The sequence below is a fragment of the Endoryza foliicola genome (assembly GCF_050589245.1).
Classification (GTDB): Bacteria; Bacteroidota; Bacteroidia; order Chitinophagales; family Chitinophagaceae; genus Endoryza; species Endoryza foliicola.
In genome coordinates this window covers 301,307-318,371 of sequence record NZ_JBOBEW010000002.1, presented here as the reverse complement: position 1 = coordinate 318,371, position 17,065 = coordinate 301,307, and the positions used below count along the sequence as shown (strand labels likewise).

Below are 17,065 nucleotides of genomic sequence, written 5' to 3'. Positions count from 1 at the left end.
TCTATTGAGTGTTATCGTTTATGTATTTAGTAATACTTTGACCATTTTCCCAACTTACTGTAAATCCGGCAAATGTGTTATTAATCTTTGCTATTGGACGGCTCTTCATTGTAGCGTTCAAATCATTTAACTTATAGATCATTTCACGCATCATTACCTGATTAATTTGAGCTTCTGAAAAAGAAGGGTAAGATGTTGTGTTATTAAACTCATTCATTACTGAAGGTCCAATTTCATTGATTACTTGACTAGCATCAGGATAAACACGGTCACCTTTTTCAAACTTTGTAAGCAAGTTCCTTTCAGTAGGAAACTCGTACTTTTTCTTTTTCTCTCTCCAAATCGCTTCCAACGTTGTACCATCGTTAACAATACCTGGTCCTTCGTAATCTTCAAACAAACCATGCTTAAATTTTGGTATTGGTTGTGCAACAATTGATGCAATTTGTAAAGCTCCCATAGTTGCAATAATTGCTTGTAAAGCAAAATTTGGAAATGCTTTTACAATTTGAATTGCGGTTTCCTGAACTACTCTAGCTATCGAAGCAGCTCTTTCAAACTTTGCTCTTTGAATATCAATTTGCCTTTGCCTTCTCTCTAATGCTTCTTTTTGAGCTTGAGCACGGGCATTAATTACAGAAATAGCAGCAGCCTTTTCTTGTTCATTCAGTATTGTAGCGTTTGCATTTTCAATATCTTTTTGCTTCTTTATATCAACAGCGTTTATTTCATCTTGAATTTGATTTTTCCTTCTATCAAATGATGCTGTAATTAAAGACTCAATTGTATTAATTGCCTGACTTTGAAGGGCGACAATGGCGTTTCTTACATCTTCTTCGTTCTTAATTCTCTGATCTGCAATATCTTTTTCATTTTGAAGATCAATTTCATTGAGCTCTTTCCGAATCCTAGAAAGTTCTTTCCTTGCATTTATTCGCTCGGACTCGGTAAAATCATCTGACTGAAGTACTTTCTCATAATAATCAAGCTCCGCATTCAACTGTTCTTTCTGAGAATCAATCTGAATCCTACTGATGTTCTTTTGATACTGTTCATAGGTTATCAATCCGCTCTGTAGGGCCTGTGCTTGCTTTGAAAGCCGGTCATTTAATCCTGTCTCTATGATTGCAGCCTCATCGGTTGCCGACTGAGAAAGGGCGTCTAATCGCTTCTGCTTGGCTTCCAGTTCCGCAGCTTTCTGGGCTTCGCCAGACTCACGTATCAAATCAGCGATCGCTTTTGAATTCTCTCTCTCAATATCAAGCCTTTTCGTAATAAACTGCTTGAGAACAACTAACTTTTCAGCCTCGGTTTTACCTTCAACTTGAAGCTCTGCATTTTTCTCTGCTTGAATAATTTGCTCCTTTAAAGAAGAGATTCGAGACCGGGCATCGAGTCTTTCATTCAAAGACTTCTTTTCATTGGATGCAATGTCTTCCTGTACTTTAATCTGAGACTCTAACTCAAGCCTCAACAACTCAAGATTTGCACGGCGATCGCGCTCAGCAAGATCCTTTTTTCGTTTCAAAGCATCTTCTTGGCTTTTGATCTGTTTTTTGCGCTCCTCGTCTTCTTCTTTTCTGGTATCACGAAGATCATTCAACCGGAGAATGTTGACTTCTCGTTGAGTTTTAAAGAACTCAGATTCCTTTTTATTGAAATTCTCAATGAACTTGGTCAACTCTTCGAGCCTTGTTTCATCAAGATCAATCTCTCCTTTTGCCATTTTATCGCGCTCAATGAGTGCCTTCTGTGCATAATCGGTGTTCTTATCAACAAACTCCTGAAGCTTTTTCAACTCATCCTCTCTTAGCTGAATTCTCTTTTCTCTAATCTCCTTTTCGGTAGCACCCTGGGCTTCAAGATCAGCTATGATCACATCACCGGCATTTCGAATTGATTGCAGAGACTGATCAACAGCCTTGGCCCCTGCTTCGAATGTTGAATTGAGCTCTTCATAATTGATCTGAGCTTGATTTGTAGCGGTTGTAAAACTCGATAAGGTCGCTGTGAGTAAAACCAATGCTCCCACTACTAACAGTATTGGATTGGCAGACATAACCGCGTTTAACAGCTTTTGTGCAGCTATGGCGGCATATTTAACCACAATATTCTTGCTCTCTGCGGCTGTAAGAAGATTCAATTGAAAAAGTTCTACCTTTTGAAGGCCTATTTGAACAGCCTGAGCTACAGCATTTTCCTTTTTGAATACAGCACGAATAGCCTCAATTGACTGAAGGGCTGTCTCAGCAGCCTGCAATTTCAGAAGCGTTTGAGCAACCGCTTCATTGTCTACTCCAAATGCAGTGGCTGCACTTTGAGCCAAACCGTAAATACCAATAAGTCCTTTTGCTGCATCACTTGCTGCATTGAAAGCTACATCGTCCGGAGCCGCGTTGTTCAATGCCGTCTTAAGATCGGCTGTCTCATCTTTCAATTCAGCAGTGGCGGCAAACAATTTATTGTAGGCTTCTGTACCTTCAAGGCCGGCCGCGGCCAATTGCTGAAGTGCTTTCGTATTCTCACGAACTTCCTGAGCAGCAGCCGTGAAACCGGTGGCTTGATTGTTCAATAATTTGGTAAGCAATTCTTGCTCTTGCCGAAGAGCGGAAAGTACATCCTCGTTTTTGTTCGCCTCTTTGGTGTATTCTTCTAATTGCTTTTTTAGGGAAGCGAGCACTTCCTCACTCTTATTACCTGAGCGACTAAACTCTTCAATTTCTTTTGTAATACGCGCAATTGCATCGTCGGTACCAGATGACTTCTTTGTAAACTGATCTATTTTACCACCAACATCATTCAATGATTTCTCAAGAATCTTTAATGCGCCGGAGTAGTTACCTACATTCTTCCCAAATCTACCAGTAGTTCCCTCGAGGCTTTTTACCTCGGCATCCAGTTTCTGTATTGAATCAAGCAGGGCCTTACCGTCGTCTGCATTTCTTTGAGCTTCTGACAGTGCATCATAAGAACGTTGCAAACGCTTTAATTCAATGTTCTTCTTTGTCAGAGAACCTTCGGCAGCGTTGTTAAGTTGAATCTCTTCCTTTAAATTACGATTCACCTCGGCTAACTGTAATTTGTTCTGAGCAAGAATTTTGGCTTGTTCAGACTCCATTAAATTGAGTTTTGCCTGTGAGCTTGCAATCTGAGCCATTAAGCGATCGTATTCTTTCTGAGCTGCTGTAATCTCAGAAATACCCTTGACAATCTTTTTCGTGGTGTCAGCACCTTCCAATTGCAGTTTTATTGGCTTTACTGCATCAATCTTATCAGCAAACTGATCAACCAAAGATTCAACCTGTTTCTTTTGCTGATTGATTGCTTCAATATCGAATAACTCGGTTATTTTACCCCTAGTACTCATCTTTTACAATTGGCTGTTTGGGTTTACTATTTTTGGTGAATTCCTTTATCATTCTAACAAACTTTGAAACGGTTACTGTCTTTTCGTCAATCATAAAACCAAAGTATTTTGACAATCTAATAACCATGGAGTCAAAGAACTCCATATCCATTTCTTTGTTCATTTGCTGTTCAACATATCCTTTCAACTCTTTCAAATCTTGCTCAAGCTGAAATCTCTTTGAGGCCAAAGACTGTTCTACCGCTTTTAAACTTTCCATGTATTGCTCTGGATTAACAATATCGAACTCATTATAGTAACCATGATCTCTTAGCTTATTAATCAGTTTCGGATATGGTTTGAATGAAAGACAAAAAAGAATACTTTCGATTTCCTCAATCTCTATACTGGCAATGTTTATTCTCCTTCTAAGCTCCATCACATACTCTGTCTCACCGGTAGACATCAAGTCTACAAACTCCAAATAGATATCATTCCAAACGGAAGAAAGCGTATTCAAATCGGCATTACCCTCAATAACCAAAACTGATAAATCGCCTCCCTTGAAACAGTGTATAAATCGATCAAGCGTTAATTGGTCGCAGGTAAGAAACAACTTGCATGGGAATGATTCCAATATGTCTTGCTGCCGCTTCTTCCATGAAAACAATCTCTTGAAACTCGTTCTTATAGATGTAAACATTCTTTTGATTCTGATACGCATATTCCTGTGCCTCTTTTACTACTGAAGAAATCACTTGCTGAATCTGTTTTTGGGTACCAAAGCACCCGGGGCATCCCTCACTCATATTTACTTTTTTACATATTGAGCAATGTATCTTACAACCTCAACCATTCCACCTTTTACATAACGCCTCTTCAATCTTCGATAATGATTCATCTCAATTATCAATGGCGTTGGCAGTTCATAGACTGCGCCTGGCTCCAACTTTTGTTTCACAGCATATGGAGTTAACATCAGCTCCTCCGCTGAAATCTTTTCAATGGTTGTTATTTCATAGGTGTCGGCAGGTAAAGACTTTGCAGCTTCCCGTAACTTTTTCTCAATGTCTTTTGTAAGTTTTGGCATCACTTAGTAAGTTTAAATGGAGTCAATTTCTCAACATTCTCTTTCCATGACTTGTACAATGGTCCTGAAACTAAAGTCTCTTTGCTGTCATCGCTCAAACCATAAATCTTTCCGTACTTCTTTTGGAGCTTTTCCGACTTTAAATCTTTGCTTCCCATCTCGTATTCAGAGCCTTTAATTTCTGCGTATAGTTTCTTGTAGTGCTCTCCTGTTTCATAAAGTGTTACGCGATCGGTGATTCCGGAAAGTCCTGGTCTGCCTTGCTTCAATTCAATGGTCAGATCAGAATAAGTGGGTGTAATCTCAGAGTTATCCGGCCTTAGTCCTCGGGCCATTTGCTCAGCGTTCAGATCGGCCATTACACTTTCATTCTCAATCAATGACAATTCAGCTAGATGCTCTACATCTATACTTGACAAGTCGGATAATATCTGAAGTACGTCACTCATGAAATGGAGAAAAGGCTACTATTCAGTAGCCTTTTTTGTTGCTTCTAATATCAATTCGTGAGCTTTCACCAGTAACTCCTTTTGTTCCTTCTCGCCATATTCGGAAAAGATTTGACTTGTTTTACACTCATCAATAAATTCCTTTTGCTTGAAGTTGCTGAAGTGTGTGGCATTGAAGCTAACGCCTTGAAACGTTACCTCTATCATTGTTTTTGATTTAAGAGTGAATCACTATGGCTTAGTGTACACGAAGGAAACACCTTCAATTCCAGACACACCCGCAGTGTTCAAAGTGGCTGGGTCAACTAACCCAATTTCAACTTTCGTCGCACTTGGCAACGCAGTATGCTGAGTTGAATCCAACGTAAAAGTGAAAGATTCAAGCGCATCATCACCAGAAACTGAAGTGATTGTTAAAGCAGCTCCAGTATCCAAACGTTTAGCATACCAACGAGCGATGTTACCTAAGCCTGCTTTATACGCAGAATAGATGTTAACGCCGGTGCATGCCACCAAACCTTGAATTTTGAGAACGTTGGCAACTGCTGCTTGTTTTTCAGAAAGAACCACATCAACTGTATTGGTCAATTTGGTTACATCAAAATCCAACTTCAATGCTCCGATACCGCCTTTAAATTCATCAACTGCACCAAACACTAAGCGTGTGTTTACAGTTGCAACGTTTGCAGTGTTACCGAAACGGGGAGCCGGAGTGAAAAGGCTTCCTACTGAAAAGCCGGTTCCTGACTTATCAGCGTTTTCAATGTACCACAAGATGTTATTCTTGTCGATAATGAACACTTTGTCTGCCCAACCATTGAACTTACACATTGCTTGTTGCAAGCACACACCAACAACAGATTGAAGCGTGTAACCTGGCGCGGTTTCGTTCAACAACTCTTCGTATCCATCGCTTAAGTTGCCAAAAGTTGGATCAGCAGTGTTATCTTCTACTACGCGAGCTTTAGGAAATAAAAACACTTTCGAACTGCTTGTTCTGATTGCAAGCATGGCAATCAACAAAGCAGCTTTAAAAGCATCAGAAGAGGCCAAATCTGCGCCAGAAAATGTCTTTCCCTTTGTTGGCATGATGAACGCAGGGGCGGCCATTCTCACATCACATTGACCTTTACCAGTATTACCACCGAGGGTGGCACAAACATTAATACCAGACATGGTTATAATTTGATTTGTGATTAATTAATTAGTTACAATACTCTCGACAAACATTCAGTCTCATGTTTCTTATATGAACAACGTCCACATATGAATTAAAGAGATTGGACAGATATTTGCCGTTTTGATCCTTTACCCCGGCGAACGGCCGGTCAGTTCTCATATGATAGATATCATCTCTATGCTGCTCTTCAAAAAAGCCAGAAGCAGCAATTTCGATTAACAACTGCTCATATATAGGATAGAGAACAGGTATGTAATTTTGATCTATGCGCTTTACTGAATTAGAATTCGGATCAGTTGAATTTGCAATGAGAATTTGAATATTCGTCAATACGGGCTTCCCGATCGCAGATGAATCAAACAATTCATCTTGTTCAGTTACAAGCCAAATAAGCGGGAACTTCTGGTCCTTCAAAGTAGTACTGTTACCAAAATCTTGAATTTCCTTCGTCGTCTCTTGATACGTACCAAAGGAGTAACGAACTGATAAATCAATTCCGTTACCCTCAAAGCTGGTATTGAGATTTTGAACGATCCTCTTAAAAAGGTCTGAAAGCACTATCATATTCCGAAGGAGTTTGTTTTCCTATACCGAGAAAGCGACATACTGTATTGAGCAGTGTCCCACTCTGGATATACGCTCTGATTCATAAACAAAAACTCATTCAACTGACAAACAAACTCAGCTAACTGGTTTGAAATTTCAACAATCTTCAGTCGCGGCGTAGTCACATCACCATTTATTGTGGATGGTACACTTTCCCCTATCGGAGTAGTCTGTGAATACCGATCAAGCATCCAATTGATGTAAACCCAATGAGCAATCATACTGACTTTTGTATTATTGGTATTGTTTCTAGAACCTGCCTCCAATACATTGCCACCGGAATTGCCAACCACTGCATTGATCGAATCAGAATCTTTCAAAGTAAGGAGGTTATCTACTTCAGGAACAATCCCAATCCAGAAATCCGGAAGGGATCTTCGGTTTGTAAACTCACATCCTTTCAAAAGATTCTTCCAACGAGTATCTACATTAGATTGAGTAATACCGGTAACGAAAGCCTTATAAAGCCGATACCCCATAACATCAACAAGAAATTCACGTTCGTAACGCTCAATAAACCAGTTTAACCTTTCGAGCGTTGCGGCTTGATCGGTATCTGGGATATTCAATTGACCTACGAAATATGACTCATTGATAAGTGGCATGAGGCTTTATTGTTAATTGCTTATTGAACGCTATAGCTATTTTGTTTCTTCCTTCTTCTTTGTTGTCTTCTCTTTTTCTTCAACCAGTGTTCCAATACCCAAGTCAACATATTGTTTCGCGAGCTCTTCACTCATCGGAACAATATCATCATCGGCATGAAACTTTGTACCTTCAAACTTTTCGGGATACTTGATCTTTACTTTTTTAAGTTTAGGATCATCTACCACTACCGGCTTGTGGGTTGAAAGAATTTCTACATTAACACCAAGATTTGTTTCCATTTTATTCAAAATGTGCCATGGGCAAAAGCCCATGGCGGTTAGAAAATTGTTGTTTGGGGTCTGTTTTCTAACTAACTATTAGGTAGTAATAGCAGTCTTAACGGTAGCGAAGTCAGGACCTTTCACGATTGCAGGCACTCTTAATGCACTGATATAATCGTAATAGTACTGTTCAATTACAGTGCTGAACATGTTTTGAGCGAAGTCGGTACCATTGTAACCTACTCTTACAATCAATCCACCACGGAGAATGGCATTGTATTGCTTGAAATCACCAACAATCAACTGATCTGCTGTCAAATCAGGGTTACCAACAAACGCAAGATTGTCCAATACAGAAGGACGATCAATGTATTCACCGGTAGTTGATTTAGTGATACCCATTCTGTACTTTTTGAAAGTACTCATTACCGCAGTATTGGCAATTGCACCAAATGTATTTGAATCCACTTGAGCGGCCAATGCAGCAATAGCATCAAAGTCGTTACCGTTCGGAACTACAACACCTTGTTTAAAAGCAACTGCAGAGTTGAATGCCTGAGCGTTGGTAATCACGTTCGCCAAGATAGCAGAGTTGATTCTGTTTACTAAGTCAACGCGGCCTTTACCCAAGATATCATCTTGAAGACGGGCAAAGTCAAGAGAAAACTCTTCACTAAAACCAATCAACATAGCTTCCTTCTTGTATGTAGCAGTTTTCAAAGTGTAAGCGTACTGAACCTGTGGTTTTGTTGCACCTTCAGCTACAGTTGAACTAGAACCTTGTTTAGCCTGCTCTTCATACCACATAGCAAATGGAAGATCAAAACCTGCATTCTGCAAATTGATCAAATCCAAAATCCATGGAGTATTCCGGTATTGTGATACGATTGGAGACTGAGCACCCAAACGAAGCAAAGTAGCTGCATCAATTGACTGAGCAATAGATGAAGTGTTACCTGCACCACCAACGTTTGCGGTTGTTGAATGCGGTCCGGCAGCCTTTTGTGTAGGATCAAATGGGGTCATTTTAAACTTACCATCAGTTCCTACATTGATCATGAAATACTTCACACCGCTTCGATTGTTGTAAATCTGCTTCAACTCATCCTCACTGTACTTTAAACAATCTGCAATGCTCTTTTCTTTCGTTCCTTTAGTGCTCATGCTAGCGAGAATCTCATTGATTGAGGTTCCTTGCTTTTCACAGATCTCGTTGATCTTTTTCAAGCCTTCTTCCTGAGCTTTCTTAAGTCCTTCGAAATCTTCTTTCGAAATAGTTTCTTTTGAAACGGATTCTTTGATTTTAGTAGAAGCCGTCTCCATTTCTTTAGCGACCACTTTCGCCGCCTCGGTTCCAAGTTTGGCAACAATTGCCTCAAACTGTTCTTTTGTTAATTCCATTTTGATTTAGATTACTTTAATGAATGTTGTTTCTTCAATGGCTTTCATAACATCAAATGCACTTTCTGATTCCTTTTCAGTGCCTGCCGGCGGCTGAAATTGAGTAGACTCATCTTCGATGCCTTTATTTGAATTGCCTATTTCCAATGTTGGGGTGAGCATGTTGCTGCCGAAAAGAACAGCACTATTCTCAATCAATTTGTATTCTGGTACCACCCAGAAATAACCGCGCTCAATACATACCTCGGGATTAATTACTTGCTCTATGTATTTATTCCAGAAATCAAACTCTTTCTCTGAATCCGGATCATTGATAGCAAGCTCAAGCTTCATGTATTGAAGACCAATAGAGTGTTGTTTTACTCTACCTTGTAAGTACTTGTAATAAATCTTTTCATCACAAGACTTCAATATGTTGGTTTCGAAAATCAAACACTGAGCAGAACCAGGTTTATTAACTCCTAAGTCTCTCAATGCAATGTCTTCGTAGTATATGCTCTTCACATCACCTAACTCAGATTCAAGAGTATAGTCGTGATTCTTAAGATGAGGAATTAAACCTTTGCGCTCTTTCATTGATTTCTTCGCTGAATCGCGCAACAAAACGTCCATATGGCTATCACACCACAAAGAAGTATTTGCAACAACCTTCACCATGACTTCACCGGTATCCTCAATAGTTTTTGGCGTATTGAAGTTTGCCTTTACAACAATGCCTTCTTTAGTCACTAATGAATTGTCATAAAAAACAGCATCGGAATGCTTGATAATGGACTTCTTGCGTTTTATCAAACTTTCCTTATTTGATTTCAGGTAACTAAACAGTTCCTTCCCTTTCAAATTCTGCAACTGATTCATTTCTTTACTATTTGATTGGTCTTAATAGCAGTTTCCTTTTCCTTCATAGACTCCTGCAACATGGCTTTGTCTACCACTTGAGGTACTTGAGGAACAGAAGTACTACTGCTGCTGTTGTTGTTGCTGTTGTTGGTTTCCATCTTGTGAACTTTGATTATTGTTACCAGCAGCCATTCGAGCTGCATTTTCAGGAGTTAAACCGAAAATGATCTCTAAGGCCGCTTGACGTGATTCATTTGACATACCTTGCGCGGTGAGTACTTGAATAAGACTTTGAACACCACCTACTCCAATGATAACGGCAAGTGGGACATTTGAAGGCTTTGGATCAGTAGAGCGAATATCTCCGATTGGTCCAATGGCCGGTTCTCCCAATTTCAAAAGCCACTGATTCAGTGTTATTAATCCGGCATCCCATTCAAACTTCAATGCTTCATTCAAAGTCTTTCTAGATTCAGCTTCTTCCTTCTTGTTGTTCTGTAAAACAGTCAACTTGGAATAATCCTTTGTAAGAACTAAACCGAATTGATCTAACTGAAAGAACTCTGATAATTGCTGATAGAGGCTTTTGGCCTCTGGTATAATTGCATCCTGATAAACCTGCTGCTTAAACTCTTTTGTATTGCTTACTGAAGGTCCTTGAGCGGAATTGATTAAAGGGGATGGGAAATTGTACTGATCACAAATTCTCATGATATCATCCTCAATTTCCTCAAACAGCATTAGATCCTTTGTAGGATAACCCATCTGCTGCCATTTCAAACTAGCATCGGTAAGAATTACCTGCCACTGAGAACGTTTTAAACCGTAACGGCTAAAGTCTTTCTGAAGCTCTTCTTTCTGAGTACTAGTGATCGCCATGGCCGCGTATTGACTTTTACCGGGATCATGGGATAAGATTCCCAATGCACCTCGGAAGTTGATCAATACATTGCGTGATTCATACGCGCCAATAATATTATTTATCGGAAACTCTAATGACTGGATTCTTGATCCGGGCAAAAGAGAACTGTTGAAATTCAGAACACTATCTCTTACAATAAAAACCTGATCAGGATTAAGAGGAACCTGAAAGTTTCCAATATTCAACTTCACGGACTTTATGAGATTCAACTTCTTGTCGTTGAACTTAGAAAGATCAATATCAGTCTTCTCTTCAATCTCTAATCTGTGTGGGGAAATTACCCAAATGTGCTTTGCATCTATATTATCGAAACCATATGGAACTACAGGAAGTAAAAGACACCATCCAAACAATTGAGTGTAGGCGTACATTTGAGCTTCAAACTCAGGCCACGTTTGAATTGGGTTTGGCCTTCTCATCAAAGCTTTCAGCTTTTCAACGTTAGGCCCTTTGGCTTCGTTCCCTTTTGAATCGGTGATAGAAATATCCCCGTTTACATAAGCCTGAACCTTCTTGTTTATGATTGCCGTAAGAGGCGGACACTTACTGTAAGCCTCTCTAATGCTCATGGTGCCGGTAAAACTGAAATGAACATCATTCAGTCCATCGGGCGAAAAGTACCAACTTGCATTTGACATTCCTCTATATGAGGCGGGAACTAAAGGCTCGTTGACAAACAAAGATTTAAAAGCAGATCCTACTGCTTTAAATCGATCAATCAATGGTGGTTTGTTGTTTGCCATAAAAACAAAAAGGCCAGTCATTCTTTCGAATGCTGACCTTCAAGAGGCTCTTTATTGGTAAATGATGTGATTACTTGCTAGCGAGTGACTTGTTCTGTCCTATGGTATTGATGACCGAGCATCTGCATTTAATCTCAACTACTCCTTGTTCAATCTTTGCCATGCATATCTTCTTGCCACAATTAATGCAACGATACTCCTTCAACACCGGTTTTACTACTTTTTCATTGCCTTGAATTTTATTGTGAACGACTGTCATAACCAAAATTATCGCTTCAATTCACTTTTGACGAAATTCAATTGATTTTTTTTACTAAAAACTACATTCGTTAATGCAGAATTATTGCACAGTTATTTTCAAGTGCTTTCAATCTTACCTTCTTGCAAATAAACCAAGTAGTGTCTTTGGGCAACGATGAGAGCTGAAATCAATTTCTGTTCAGGTTCTGGATACAATACAATCTCATCCATCATGAGCTCTATCACTATCAAAAGCTCTTTGATATCAGATTCTGTGATAAGTTGATGAATCTGCTGAAGTGTGTATAGTGGTGCTTTAGGCAATGTCAATGAAAACTAATTTACGACTATCCTCGCATTGTCTGAGCAAAATTACCGTAACGTGCTCCATCCCATGCGTGGTTATGTTCGTCTTTTGGTTGATTGGTTATGATTGTTCCGTATGTAATCCACTGATACTTTTTTCGCTCAGCCAACATATTGACTGAACGTCGAGTCACATGAATTGTGCGCTCTTTCATTTTTAAGATTCCGGCTCCTACACTTCCAGGTCCCTTCATTGCCGGCACCGCAAATATTCCCAATTGTCGGAGCTCAACAATGTGCGCTTCGACGTGATCGCAGAATACAGGCTCTCCCGACTGATAGCCATTGGCCAAAAGAACTTTTGCAATCTCTGTCATTGGTGTTCCCGGGTGGTAATGGCATTCATCAAAGTAAGAGTTCTTTTCATCGTGGGCGCATTTTATCAATGCAGTAGGATCGTTTGTAAATCCAAAATCCAAGCCCCAATACTTAAACTCAACTTTGGGAAACTCTTCAATGACCACTACATGAGGATAAATCAAAATCTCTTCATTCGGCTGAGGGTCTTGTTGATAGAGAGAATTGAACGTTGTTTTGTTGGTCTTAGAAATCTTTATGATACGCTCTTTAGAGTGCTTTTCCGGCCACAAAGCTTCACCTGTTTCGCGTTTGTCATATGGTACCTGATCTTCAGTCTTGATCGCGGGAAAGATAATCTGTTCCCAATCTGAAGGCTCTTGTTTTAGTATTCGGCCAACAAGATCGTTTTCATCCCAGCGGGTATTCATAATCAATTGTTGGGAATCATTATGTAAACGGGTTAGGAATACATCATTGTAATTGGTCCATATCTTTTCTGATACTGCCTCTGAGGTTGCCTCTTCCCGGTTCTTGTACAAGTCATCAATGATCAAAATATCAATTGGCAAACCGGTTATTTGGCCGTCACGTCCAACAGTTATCAAGCTACCCTTCTTGTCTACAATCTCAAACGTGTGGTTGTTGCGTGCATAGTTCGCAGCATGAACACCTGTAATCTTTGAGCCATTCAGCTTAGTTTCCGGAAACAAGCGAAGGTACTTTTCGCTATCCATGTAGCGTTGTATCTGACGGTTGAACTTCTGAGCAAATGTATCATTGTACGTAACGTGGCCTATCCTCCTATCCGGATTCTTGCCAAGCAAATAGGGAGGAAAGATACGGGAGGCAATCTGAGACTTACCGTGTTGAACCGGTAACAAGATCATCATCTTTTTGATTTCCCCCGCTTCAAATGCCTGCAATCGCTCAATGATGTACTTGTGGAAGTCCTTCATGGTATAATCCGGCATGATGTACTTCACAAATAATTTAAAACTATCGCGCTTCTTTCGAAGGGACAGTTCTTCAGCAACACGAAGCTGAGCAATCAAACTCTCTCTTTCACTAATCTTCGTCATCGATCTCAGCTTGCTTTTGCTTTAACAATGCTTTCAATTCATCATCGGACATATCCTTGAACGGATCAGCGATCGATACTTTATTCGGGGCATAGCTGCCATATCGCTTGTAATACTTATCAATGGCACTCAATATATCGTTGTGCTCCGGTCCAACTTTTATTTTGATTGGTTGGTTTCGAATGATGAAAACCCTTTCTACTTGATGCTTACCGGTAATGATTTGGGAAAGTACCTTATCAACTTCTAACTCAGAAATCACTGAACCCTTCGCAGCTTCAATGATCTCCTTATCCCTGACTTCATTTACTAAAGTCTTCTTTCTGTTTCTTGATTCTGAAATTACTTTCTGGATAGCTGCAACATTCAATAATCTTTTTCCACGGGTTGCCGCCAATTTACGATCGGAGCCAGGATAGGCTTTCTGATAGGCTCCAATATGATCATCACTTGCAAGGTATTCATTCACAAAGACTTGCCACTCAACCTTGATCCTATTCGACATCGTTCTATTTTTGAATATAAAAATAGTCGACAAGGTCGATTTTTCGACTTTGAGAATTACAAATAATTGATTTACAGAATATTAAAGATTTTCCACTGTATTTAATTAACGCTAACAATAATCACACTTTCCTTTTGTAATCATATCGCAATAAATAAATATTAAGACAAGCTAACAAAATGTGGAAAAGTCATACCGTTCAACAATTCTACAAATCAGTATTTTCGTTCCGTTACTTTATTTTATCTCTTCCCCATCATTTAGATATCGCTGAAGTAACGGGGTACATCTTTCGCCTGCTAAGACATTCAATGTTTAAAGAAGGAGGACTTAGGTATTCGAGTCAGCGGAAAAAATAAACTTCACACACCAAAATCTTTGTGGCTACGTACAACTTTTGCCGAAAGGCAAAGGGTATTACTGTATGAAACAAAATGACATGAAACACAAAATCACAAGTATTCCACTATTTGATGGTATTTACATTGACGGTGGAATTGATATAGTAACTTTACCGAAACAAAAAAGCCATCTCATTACTGAGATGACTTAAACAAAATTAGTTCCCGTGGTCTAATGGAAAAGACTCCGGCCTGCTAAGTTGGGAATGTCAGTTCGAATCTGACCGGGAACATTTTAGAGAGCGTGACCGAGGGGTCAGGTACCTTCTTTGCACGGGGGGCAACACGGGTTCGAATCCCGTCGCTCTCTCTTTTTCGAAGCACAATGTAATGAGAATTCGTATTTAAAGTACAAATGGACTCTTAAAATTACATGAGCGTTACAATTCGGGGTAAAAATTGGGGAAAATAACACGATTTGGCGGGGTTTTTCCCATTTTGAGGCCAATAGAGTGCTGTATTTTTGGTGCAAGATAATTATCACATCGTGAACGATGGGCCCTCAGGATCACCCCTGAGGGTTTCTTATGCTATCAAACCACTCCCACTCTTCTTTGGTGCCATACCCCCAATCATGAGATAGCACCTTAGGTATGTGGCCCAAATTGATCAGTAGAACAACAACATTCAAAACAAATCCTTCAGCATATTTGCCACTAATCCCAAAAGAGCCGGCAACTCTAAGGTAGCCGTGTCCCTCCAAAAAGAAATCGCAAGCCATCTCTCCATGAAGTCCGTTCTTGTTGAACTTTGAAAGGTTGGTTATCACGTACCGGAAATCGTCCAGACTTATTGGCTTTGTTTTGCTTGCTATGTAAAATGAATATCCCATATTGATTTTTTTTGAGGATGCGGGGAGATAGCTTTAGTGTACAATTATAGCTACTTTGTGCGGCTGTGGTTTAAAAATAATTTGATGCTAGCAATCTGTAAAGGATGAAGTCCAGTTGACTTTTCATTCAAAATCTCAACGAATCTGCCGATCGAGATTTCTTCTTTCAATAAGCTGTTAATCAATGGTCTTACTTCATCAATGTAGAAAAGTCTATTTCTGTACTTCTCAGGACCTAACTCTTCTAGTCTAGTTTGATTCACATCCGATGCAGGCATTTGCACGTATGCTCTTATTTGTTCGGGGGTTCTTTTGTTCATGAGTAAATCCAGTTACGATCCGCCAACGTATTAATGTGCGAGGCCGGGTTAATTATTTTGGGCGTTCGTCTTTTGCTGTTTTAAGAATTTTTATAAACTCATTAAGACTGTCATAGTCTAGATTAATGGTATCATTTCCTTGTTCAAGTAATATTGAATCACTTAATACATTGATAAGAATCGCCTGATTTGGTATTCCATCTTCTTGGTCTTGCCAAAAAACATATGCTTTTTTTGCTGCTACTGTTGTTGCCATATCTAAAAGCGGTTACGACCGCTAACGTTTTGAAGTAATTTTATTTACAACCGATCGAGCTATTATAGACACAAGTTGCTTATCAGCTTCTGTCATACATTCAAACAGCTCTGGCTCATTTTTTTTCAAGCATGTTGGACACATCCAACCCGGATCTTCACTTTTGAATTGATTCGTCCGGTGAAGAACTATACTTGGCTTCTTGCAGCTAATGCACACTATGTCTTGGCTCATTGCTCTTTCGTTTTTTTAATAGTCTTTTCTAAGTAATCAACCATATCCCCTGAAGCCTTTTTGTAGCCTTGTCGATAGGCATCAGACTCAAGTAGAATCACTCCAATAAAGATTAAAACAAATGCCAAACCTCTTAATGGTTGTTTGACTTCTACACTTATTGGCTTCAAGTGAAGAGTAGTACTCGAAACAAACAGAAAAAGTACTGTTAGTAAAACCGCATAATAAATGATAGAGTACATCTTCATACAATTTAATTTAGTTCAAATGAATGATCCTTTTCCTGAAGAAAGCCACATGGAAGCAGAAAGAAAACATCTTCTTCCGGAATCTCCTTTCCCAATAATTCCATCTCTTTAATGTCTTCTACTGACAACGATGGATCAGTTCCCATCTGGCCTACTCCACTATCTTGATTACATGGAGAATAAAATCTTCCATCGAACTCCTGGCCCATGGGAATAATTACTTTCATGTTGGGATCAACATTTTTCAGCTTTTCAATTAACTGTCCTACGTTCATATTACATCTATTTTTATTTTATTTGATCAATTGGTATAAGAAGCTATTTCTTGCGTTAGCTGTTCTGACAACTGAATTACCTCTCCTTTGTACTGAATCATATCATACTCATTGCGGTGAATTATAAGAGTCTTCTCGCCATCTTTTTTACCGTACCCACTCCCGCAATACTGCAAAACATAGTAAATTCCTTCTTCAGTAACCTCTATTCGGTATGAATGACCGAAACTTCTCCGATGCTTGCTTAAATCGTACTCTTCACCGTTTGGCATTAAAATGACATACTCACCACTATTCCAGTATGAATGTGCATCAGGCAATTGAAGTGTTAATGTTCGTATTTGATTTAAATTGACGTGTCTCATACCTTACTGGAATTAAGAATTAAACAAGCTTCCTGAAAAGTGAATCCCATGGCCACTAAATAAACTCTGCGCTCTCTTTTTTCAATCACTCTCTTCGCAGCTTCGCTCCTTTCCCCGAGATCCATTGATGCTATTGCTATTAGCCGAGGAACACTACTTTTAGGACCGTACCTATCTAATATTGATTCTAAAGTGATT

At 39.4% G+C, this 17,065-nt stretch carries 24 protein-coding genes and 2 tRNA genes; 2 read left to right on the top strand and 24 right to left on the bottom strand.

Annotated elements, in window-relative coordinates; all coding sequences use genetic code 11:
- Nucleotide 1: 1 nt before the first annotated feature.
- The 18 genes from ACQ2HE_RS05455 to ACQ2HE_RS05370 all read right to left on the bottom strand — a co-directional run bounded on the left by ACQ2HE_RS05455 (nt 2) and on the right by ACQ2HE_RS05370 (nt 13,936).
- Entirely contained in the window at nt 2-3,367 is a 3,366-nt protein-coding gene (locus tag ACQ2HE_RS05455; protein WP_430897625.1) for a coiled-coil domain-containing protein, read from the bottom strand.
- Nucleotides 3,357-3,890, bottom strand: a complete 534-nt coding sequence (locus ACQ2HE_RS05450; protein WP_430897627.1) for a hypothetical protein — start codon at nt 3,888-3,890, stop codon at nt 3,357-3,359. Before ACQ2HE_RS05450 ends, ACQ2HE_RS05455 begins: the two co-directional genes overlap by 11 nt.
- A 40-nt stretch (nt 3,891-3,930) precedes the next feature.
- Complete coding sequence (locus tag ACQ2HE_RS05445; protein WP_430897629.1) at nt 3,931-4,155, bottom strand: hypothetical protein; 225 nt, start codon at nt 4,153-4,155, stop codon at nt 3,931-3,933.
- 2 nt (nt 4,156-4,157) lie between these two features.
- Nucleotides 4,158-4,436, bottom strand: a complete 279-nt coding sequence (locus ACQ2HE_RS05440) for a hypothetical protein (protein ID WP_430897631.1) — start codon at nt 4,434-4,436, stop codon at nt 4,158-4,160.
- Entirely contained in the window at nt 4,436-4,885 is a 450-nt protein-coding gene (locus tag ACQ2HE_RS05435; RefSeq protein ID WP_430897633.1) for a hypothetical protein, read from the bottom strand. Before ACQ2HE_RS05435 ends, ACQ2HE_RS05440 begins: the two co-directional genes overlap by 1 nt.
- Before the next feature lie 18 nt (nt 4,886-4,903).
- Nucleotides 4,904-5,092 carry a hypothetical protein gene (locus ACQ2HE_RS05430; RefSeq protein ID WP_430897635.1) on the bottom strand — a complete coding sequence of 63 codons (189 nt, stop codon included), beginning with the start codon at nt 5,090-5,092 and terminating at the stop codon, nt 4,904-4,906.
- Nucleotides 5,093-5,116: 24 nt separating this feature from the next.
- Entirely contained in the window at nt 5,117-6,061 is a 945-nt protein-coding gene (locus ACQ2HE_RS05425; RefSeq protein ID WP_430897636.1) for a hypothetical protein, read from the bottom strand.
- Between the two features lie 28 nt (nt 6,062-6,089).
- Nucleotides 6,090-6,629 (bottom strand): hypothetical protein, encoded by a 540-nt coding sequence (locus tag ACQ2HE_RS05420; RefSeq protein WP_430897638.1) that lies wholly within the window; start codon nt 6,627-6,629, stop codon nt 6,090-6,092.
- Complete coding sequence (locus ACQ2HE_RS05415; RefSeq protein WP_430897639.1) at nt 6,626-7,276, bottom strand: hypothetical protein; 651 nt, start codon at nt 7,274-7,276, stop codon at nt 6,626-6,628. The genes ACQ2HE_RS05420 and ACQ2HE_RS05415 overlap by 4 nt, the downstream gene beginning before the upstream one ends.
- Before the next feature lie 36 nt (nt 7,277-7,312).
- Entirely contained in the window at nt 7,313-7,558 is a 246-nt protein-coding gene (locus tag ACQ2HE_RS05410; protein WP_430897641.1) for a hypothetical protein, read from the bottom strand.
- A 78-nt stretch (nt 7,559-7,636) separates the two neighbouring features.
- Entirely contained in the window at nt 7,637-8,941 is a 1,305-nt protein-coding gene (locus ACQ2HE_RS05405) for a hypothetical protein (protein WP_430897643.1), read from the bottom strand.
- Between the two features lie 6 nt (nt 8,942-8,947).
- The gene (locus tag ACQ2HE_RS05400; protein WP_430897645.1) at nt 8,948-9,799 is read right to left on the bottom strand and encodes a hypothetical protein; all 852 of its coding nucleotides are present in this window, start codon (nt 9,797-9,799) and stop codon (nt 8,948-8,950) included.
- Complete coding sequence (locus ACQ2HE_RS05395) at nt 9,796-9,939, bottom strand: hypothetical protein (RefSeq protein WP_430897647.1); 144 nt, start codon at nt 9,937-9,939, stop codon at nt 9,796-9,798. The genes ACQ2HE_RS05400 and ACQ2HE_RS05395 overlap by 4 nt, the downstream gene beginning before the upstream one ends.
- Nucleotides 9,902-11,446 carry a phage portal protein gene (locus ACQ2HE_RS05390; protein ID WP_430897649.1) on the bottom strand — a complete coding sequence of 515 codons (1,545 nt, stop codon included), beginning with the start codon at nt 11,444-11,446 and terminating at the stop codon, nt 9,902-9,904. The genes ACQ2HE_RS05395 and ACQ2HE_RS05390 overlap by 38 nt, the downstream gene beginning before the upstream one ends.
- Nucleotides 11,447-11,516: 70 nt before the next feature.
- The gene (locus ACQ2HE_RS05385; RefSeq protein WP_430897651.1) at nt 11,517-11,705 is read right to left on the bottom strand and encodes a hypothetical protein; all 189 of its coding nucleotides are present in this window, start codon (nt 11,703-11,705) and stop codon (nt 11,517-11,519) included.
- A gap of 98 nt (nt 11,706-11,803) precedes the next feature.
- Complete coding sequence (locus tag ACQ2HE_RS05380; RefSeq protein ID WP_430897653.1) at nt 11,804-12,016, bottom strand: hypothetical protein; 213 nt, start codon at nt 12,014-12,016, stop codon at nt 11,804-11,806.
- 17 nt (nt 12,017-12,033) lie between these two features.
- Nucleotides 12,034-13,431, bottom strand: a complete 1,398-nt coding sequence (locus ACQ2HE_RS05375; RefSeq protein ID WP_430897655.1) for a terminase large subunit domain-containing protein — start codon at nt 13,429-13,431, stop codon at nt 12,034-12,036.
- Nucleotides 13,418-13,936: a terminase small subunit gene (locus ACQ2HE_RS05370; RefSeq protein ID WP_430897656.1), complete on the bottom strand. Its 519-nt coding sequence runs from the start codon at nt 13,934-13,936 to the stop codon at nt 13,418-13,420. Before ACQ2HE_RS05370 ends, ACQ2HE_RS05375 begins: the two co-directional genes overlap by 14 nt.
- 562 nt (nt 13,937-14,498) lie before the next feature.
- Here ACQ2HE_RS05370 and ACQ2HE_RS05365 point away from each other — a divergent pair.
- Nucleotides 14,499-14,570: transfer RNA gene (locus ACQ2HE_RS05365), tRNA-Ser, on the top strand.
- 5 nt (nt 14,571-14,575) lie between these two features.
- Nucleotides 14,576-14,647: transfer RNA gene (locus tag ACQ2HE_RS05360), tRNA-Ala, on the top strand.
- A 198-nt stretch (nt 14,648-14,845) separates the two neighbouring features.
- Here ACQ2HE_RS05360 and ACQ2HE_RS05355 read toward each other — a convergent pair.
- The 6 genes from ACQ2HE_RS05355 to ACQ2HE_RS05330 all read right to left on the bottom strand — a co-directional run bounded on the left by ACQ2HE_RS05355 (nt 14,846) and on the right by ACQ2HE_RS05330 (nt 16,867).
- A complete protein-coding gene (locus ACQ2HE_RS05355) occupies nt 14,846-15,169 on the bottom strand; it encodes a hypothetical protein (RefSeq protein ID WP_430897658.1) in 324 nt (107 codons plus the stop codon).
- 50 nt (nt 15,170-15,219) lie between these two features.
- A complete protein-coding gene (locus ACQ2HE_RS05350) occupies nt 15,220-15,489 on the bottom strand; it encodes a hypothetical protein (RefSeq protein ID WP_430897660.1) in 270 nt (89 codons plus the stop codon).
- Between the two features lie 52 nt (nt 15,490-15,541).
- On the bottom strand, nt 15,542-15,745 hold the full coding sequence (locus ACQ2HE_RS05345; protein ID WP_430897662.1) for a hypothetical protein: 204 nt from the start codon (nt 15,743-15,745) through the stop codon (nt 15,542-15,544).
- A 230-nt stretch (nt 15,746-15,975) separates the two neighbouring features.
- A complete protein-coding gene (locus ACQ2HE_RS05340; protein ID WP_430897664.1) occupies nt 15,976-16,227 on the bottom strand; it encodes a hypothetical protein in 252 nt (83 codons plus the stop codon).
- 5 nt (nt 16,228-16,232) lie between these two features.
- The gene (locus ACQ2HE_RS05335; RefSeq protein WP_430897666.1) at nt 16,233-16,502 is read right to left on the bottom strand and encodes a hypothetical protein; all 270 of its coding nucleotides are present in this window, start codon (nt 16,500-16,502) and stop codon (nt 16,233-16,235) included.
- 26 nt (nt 16,503-16,528) lie between these two features.
- Nucleotides 16,529-16,867, bottom strand: coding sequence for a hypothetical protein (locus ACQ2HE_RS05330; protein WP_430897668.1), 339 nt, complete (start codon nt 16,865-16,867; stop codon nt 16,529-16,531).
- Between the last annotated feature and the right edge of the window lie 198 nt (nt 16,868-17,065).

Excerpts from the sequence above, each read along its gene's own strand:
- ACQ2HE_RS05400 (WP_430897645.1), bottom strand. The coding sequence starts at position 9,799 with ATGAATCAGTTGCAGAATTTGAAAGGGAAGGAACTGTTTAGTTACCTG.
- ACQ2HE_RS05330 (WP_430897668.1), bottom strand. The coding sequence starts at position 16,867 with ATGAGACACGTCAATTTAAATCAAATACGAACATTAACACTTCAATTG.
- ACQ2HE_RS05425 (WP_430897636.1), bottom strand. The coding sequence starts at position 6,061 with ATGTCTGGTATTAATGTTTGTGCCACCCTCGGTGGTAATACTGGTAAA.
- ACQ2HE_RS05385 (WP_430897651.1), bottom strand. The coding sequence starts at position 11,705 with ATGACAGTCGTTCACAATAAAATTCAAGGCAATGAAAAAGTAGTAAAA.
- ACQ2HE_RS05405 (WP_430897643.1), bottom strand. The coding sequence starts at position 8,941 with ATGGAATTAACAAAAGAACAGTTTGAGGCAATTGTTGCCAAACTTGGA.
- ACQ2HE_RS05430 (WP_430897635.1), bottom strand. The coding sequence starts at position 5,092 with ATGATAGAGGTAACGTTTCAAGGCGTTAGCTTCAATGCCACACACTTC.
- ACQ2HE_RS05435 (WP_430897633.1), bottom strand. The coding sequence starts at position 4,885 with ATGAGTGACGTACTTCAGATATTATCCGACTTGTCAAGTATAGATGTA.
- ACQ2HE_RS05410 (WP_430897641.1), bottom strand. The coding sequence starts at position 7,558 with ATGGAAACAAATCTTGGTGTTAATGTAGAAATTCTTTCAACCCACAAG.
- ACQ2HE_RS05355 (WP_430897658.1), bottom strand. The coding sequence starts at position 15,169 with ATGGGATATTCATTTTACATAGCAAGCAAAACAAAGCCAATAAGTCTG.
- ACQ2HE_RS05370 (WP_430897656.1), bottom strand. The coding sequence starts at position 13,936 with ATGTCGAATAGGATCAAGGTTGAGTGGCAAGTCTTTGTGAATGAATAC.
- ACQ2HE_RS05455 (WP_430897625.1), bottom strand. The coding sequence starts at position 3,367 with ATGAGTACTAGGGGTAAAATAACCGAGTTATTCGATATTGAAGCAATC.
- ACQ2HE_RS05350 (WP_430897660.1), bottom strand. The coding sequence starts at position 15,489 with ATGAACAAAAGAACCCCCGAACAAATAAGAGCATACGTGCAAATGCCT.
- ACQ2HE_RS05440 (WP_430897631.1), bottom strand. The coding sequence starts at position 4,436 with ATGCCAAAACTTACAAAAGACATTGAGAAAAAGTTACGGGAAGCTGCA.
- ACQ2HE_RS05340 (WP_430897664.1), bottom strand. The coding sequence starts at position 16,227 with ATGAAGATGTACTCTATCATTTATTATGCGGTTTTACTAACAGTACTT.
- ACQ2HE_RS05395 (WP_430897647.1), bottom strand. The coding sequence starts at position 9,939 with ATGGAAACCAACAACAGCAACAACAACAGCAGCAGTAGTACTTCTGTT.
- ACQ2HE_RS05375 (WP_430897655.1), bottom strand. The coding sequence starts at position 13,431 with ATGACGAAGATTAGTGAAAGAGAGAGTTTGATTGCTCAGCTTCGTGTT.
- ACQ2HE_RS05335 (WP_430897666.1), bottom strand. The coding sequence starts at position 16,502 with ATGAACGTAGGACAGTTAATTGAAAAGCTGAAAAATGTTGATCCCAAC.
- ACQ2HE_RS05415 (WP_430897639.1), bottom strand. The coding sequence starts at position 7,276 with ATGCCACTTATCAATGAGTCATATTTCGTAGGTCAATTGAATATCCCA.
- ACQ2HE_RS05390 (WP_430897649.1), bottom strand. The coding sequence starts at position 11,446 with ATGGCAAACAACAAACCACCATTGATTGATCGATTTAAAGCAGTAGGA.
- ACQ2HE_RS05420 (WP_430897638.1), bottom strand. The coding sequence starts at position 6,629 with ATGATAGTGCTTTCAGACCTTTTTAAGAGGATCGTTCAAAATCTCAAT.
- ACQ2HE_RS05345 (WP_430897662.1), bottom strand. The coding sequence starts at position 15,745 with ATGGCAACAACAGTAGCAGCAAAAAAAGCATATGTTTTTTGGCAAGAC.
- ACQ2HE_RS05445 (WP_430897629.1), bottom strand. The coding sequence starts at position 4,155 with ATGAGTGAGGGATGCCCCGGGTGCTTTGGTACCCAAAAACAGATTCAG.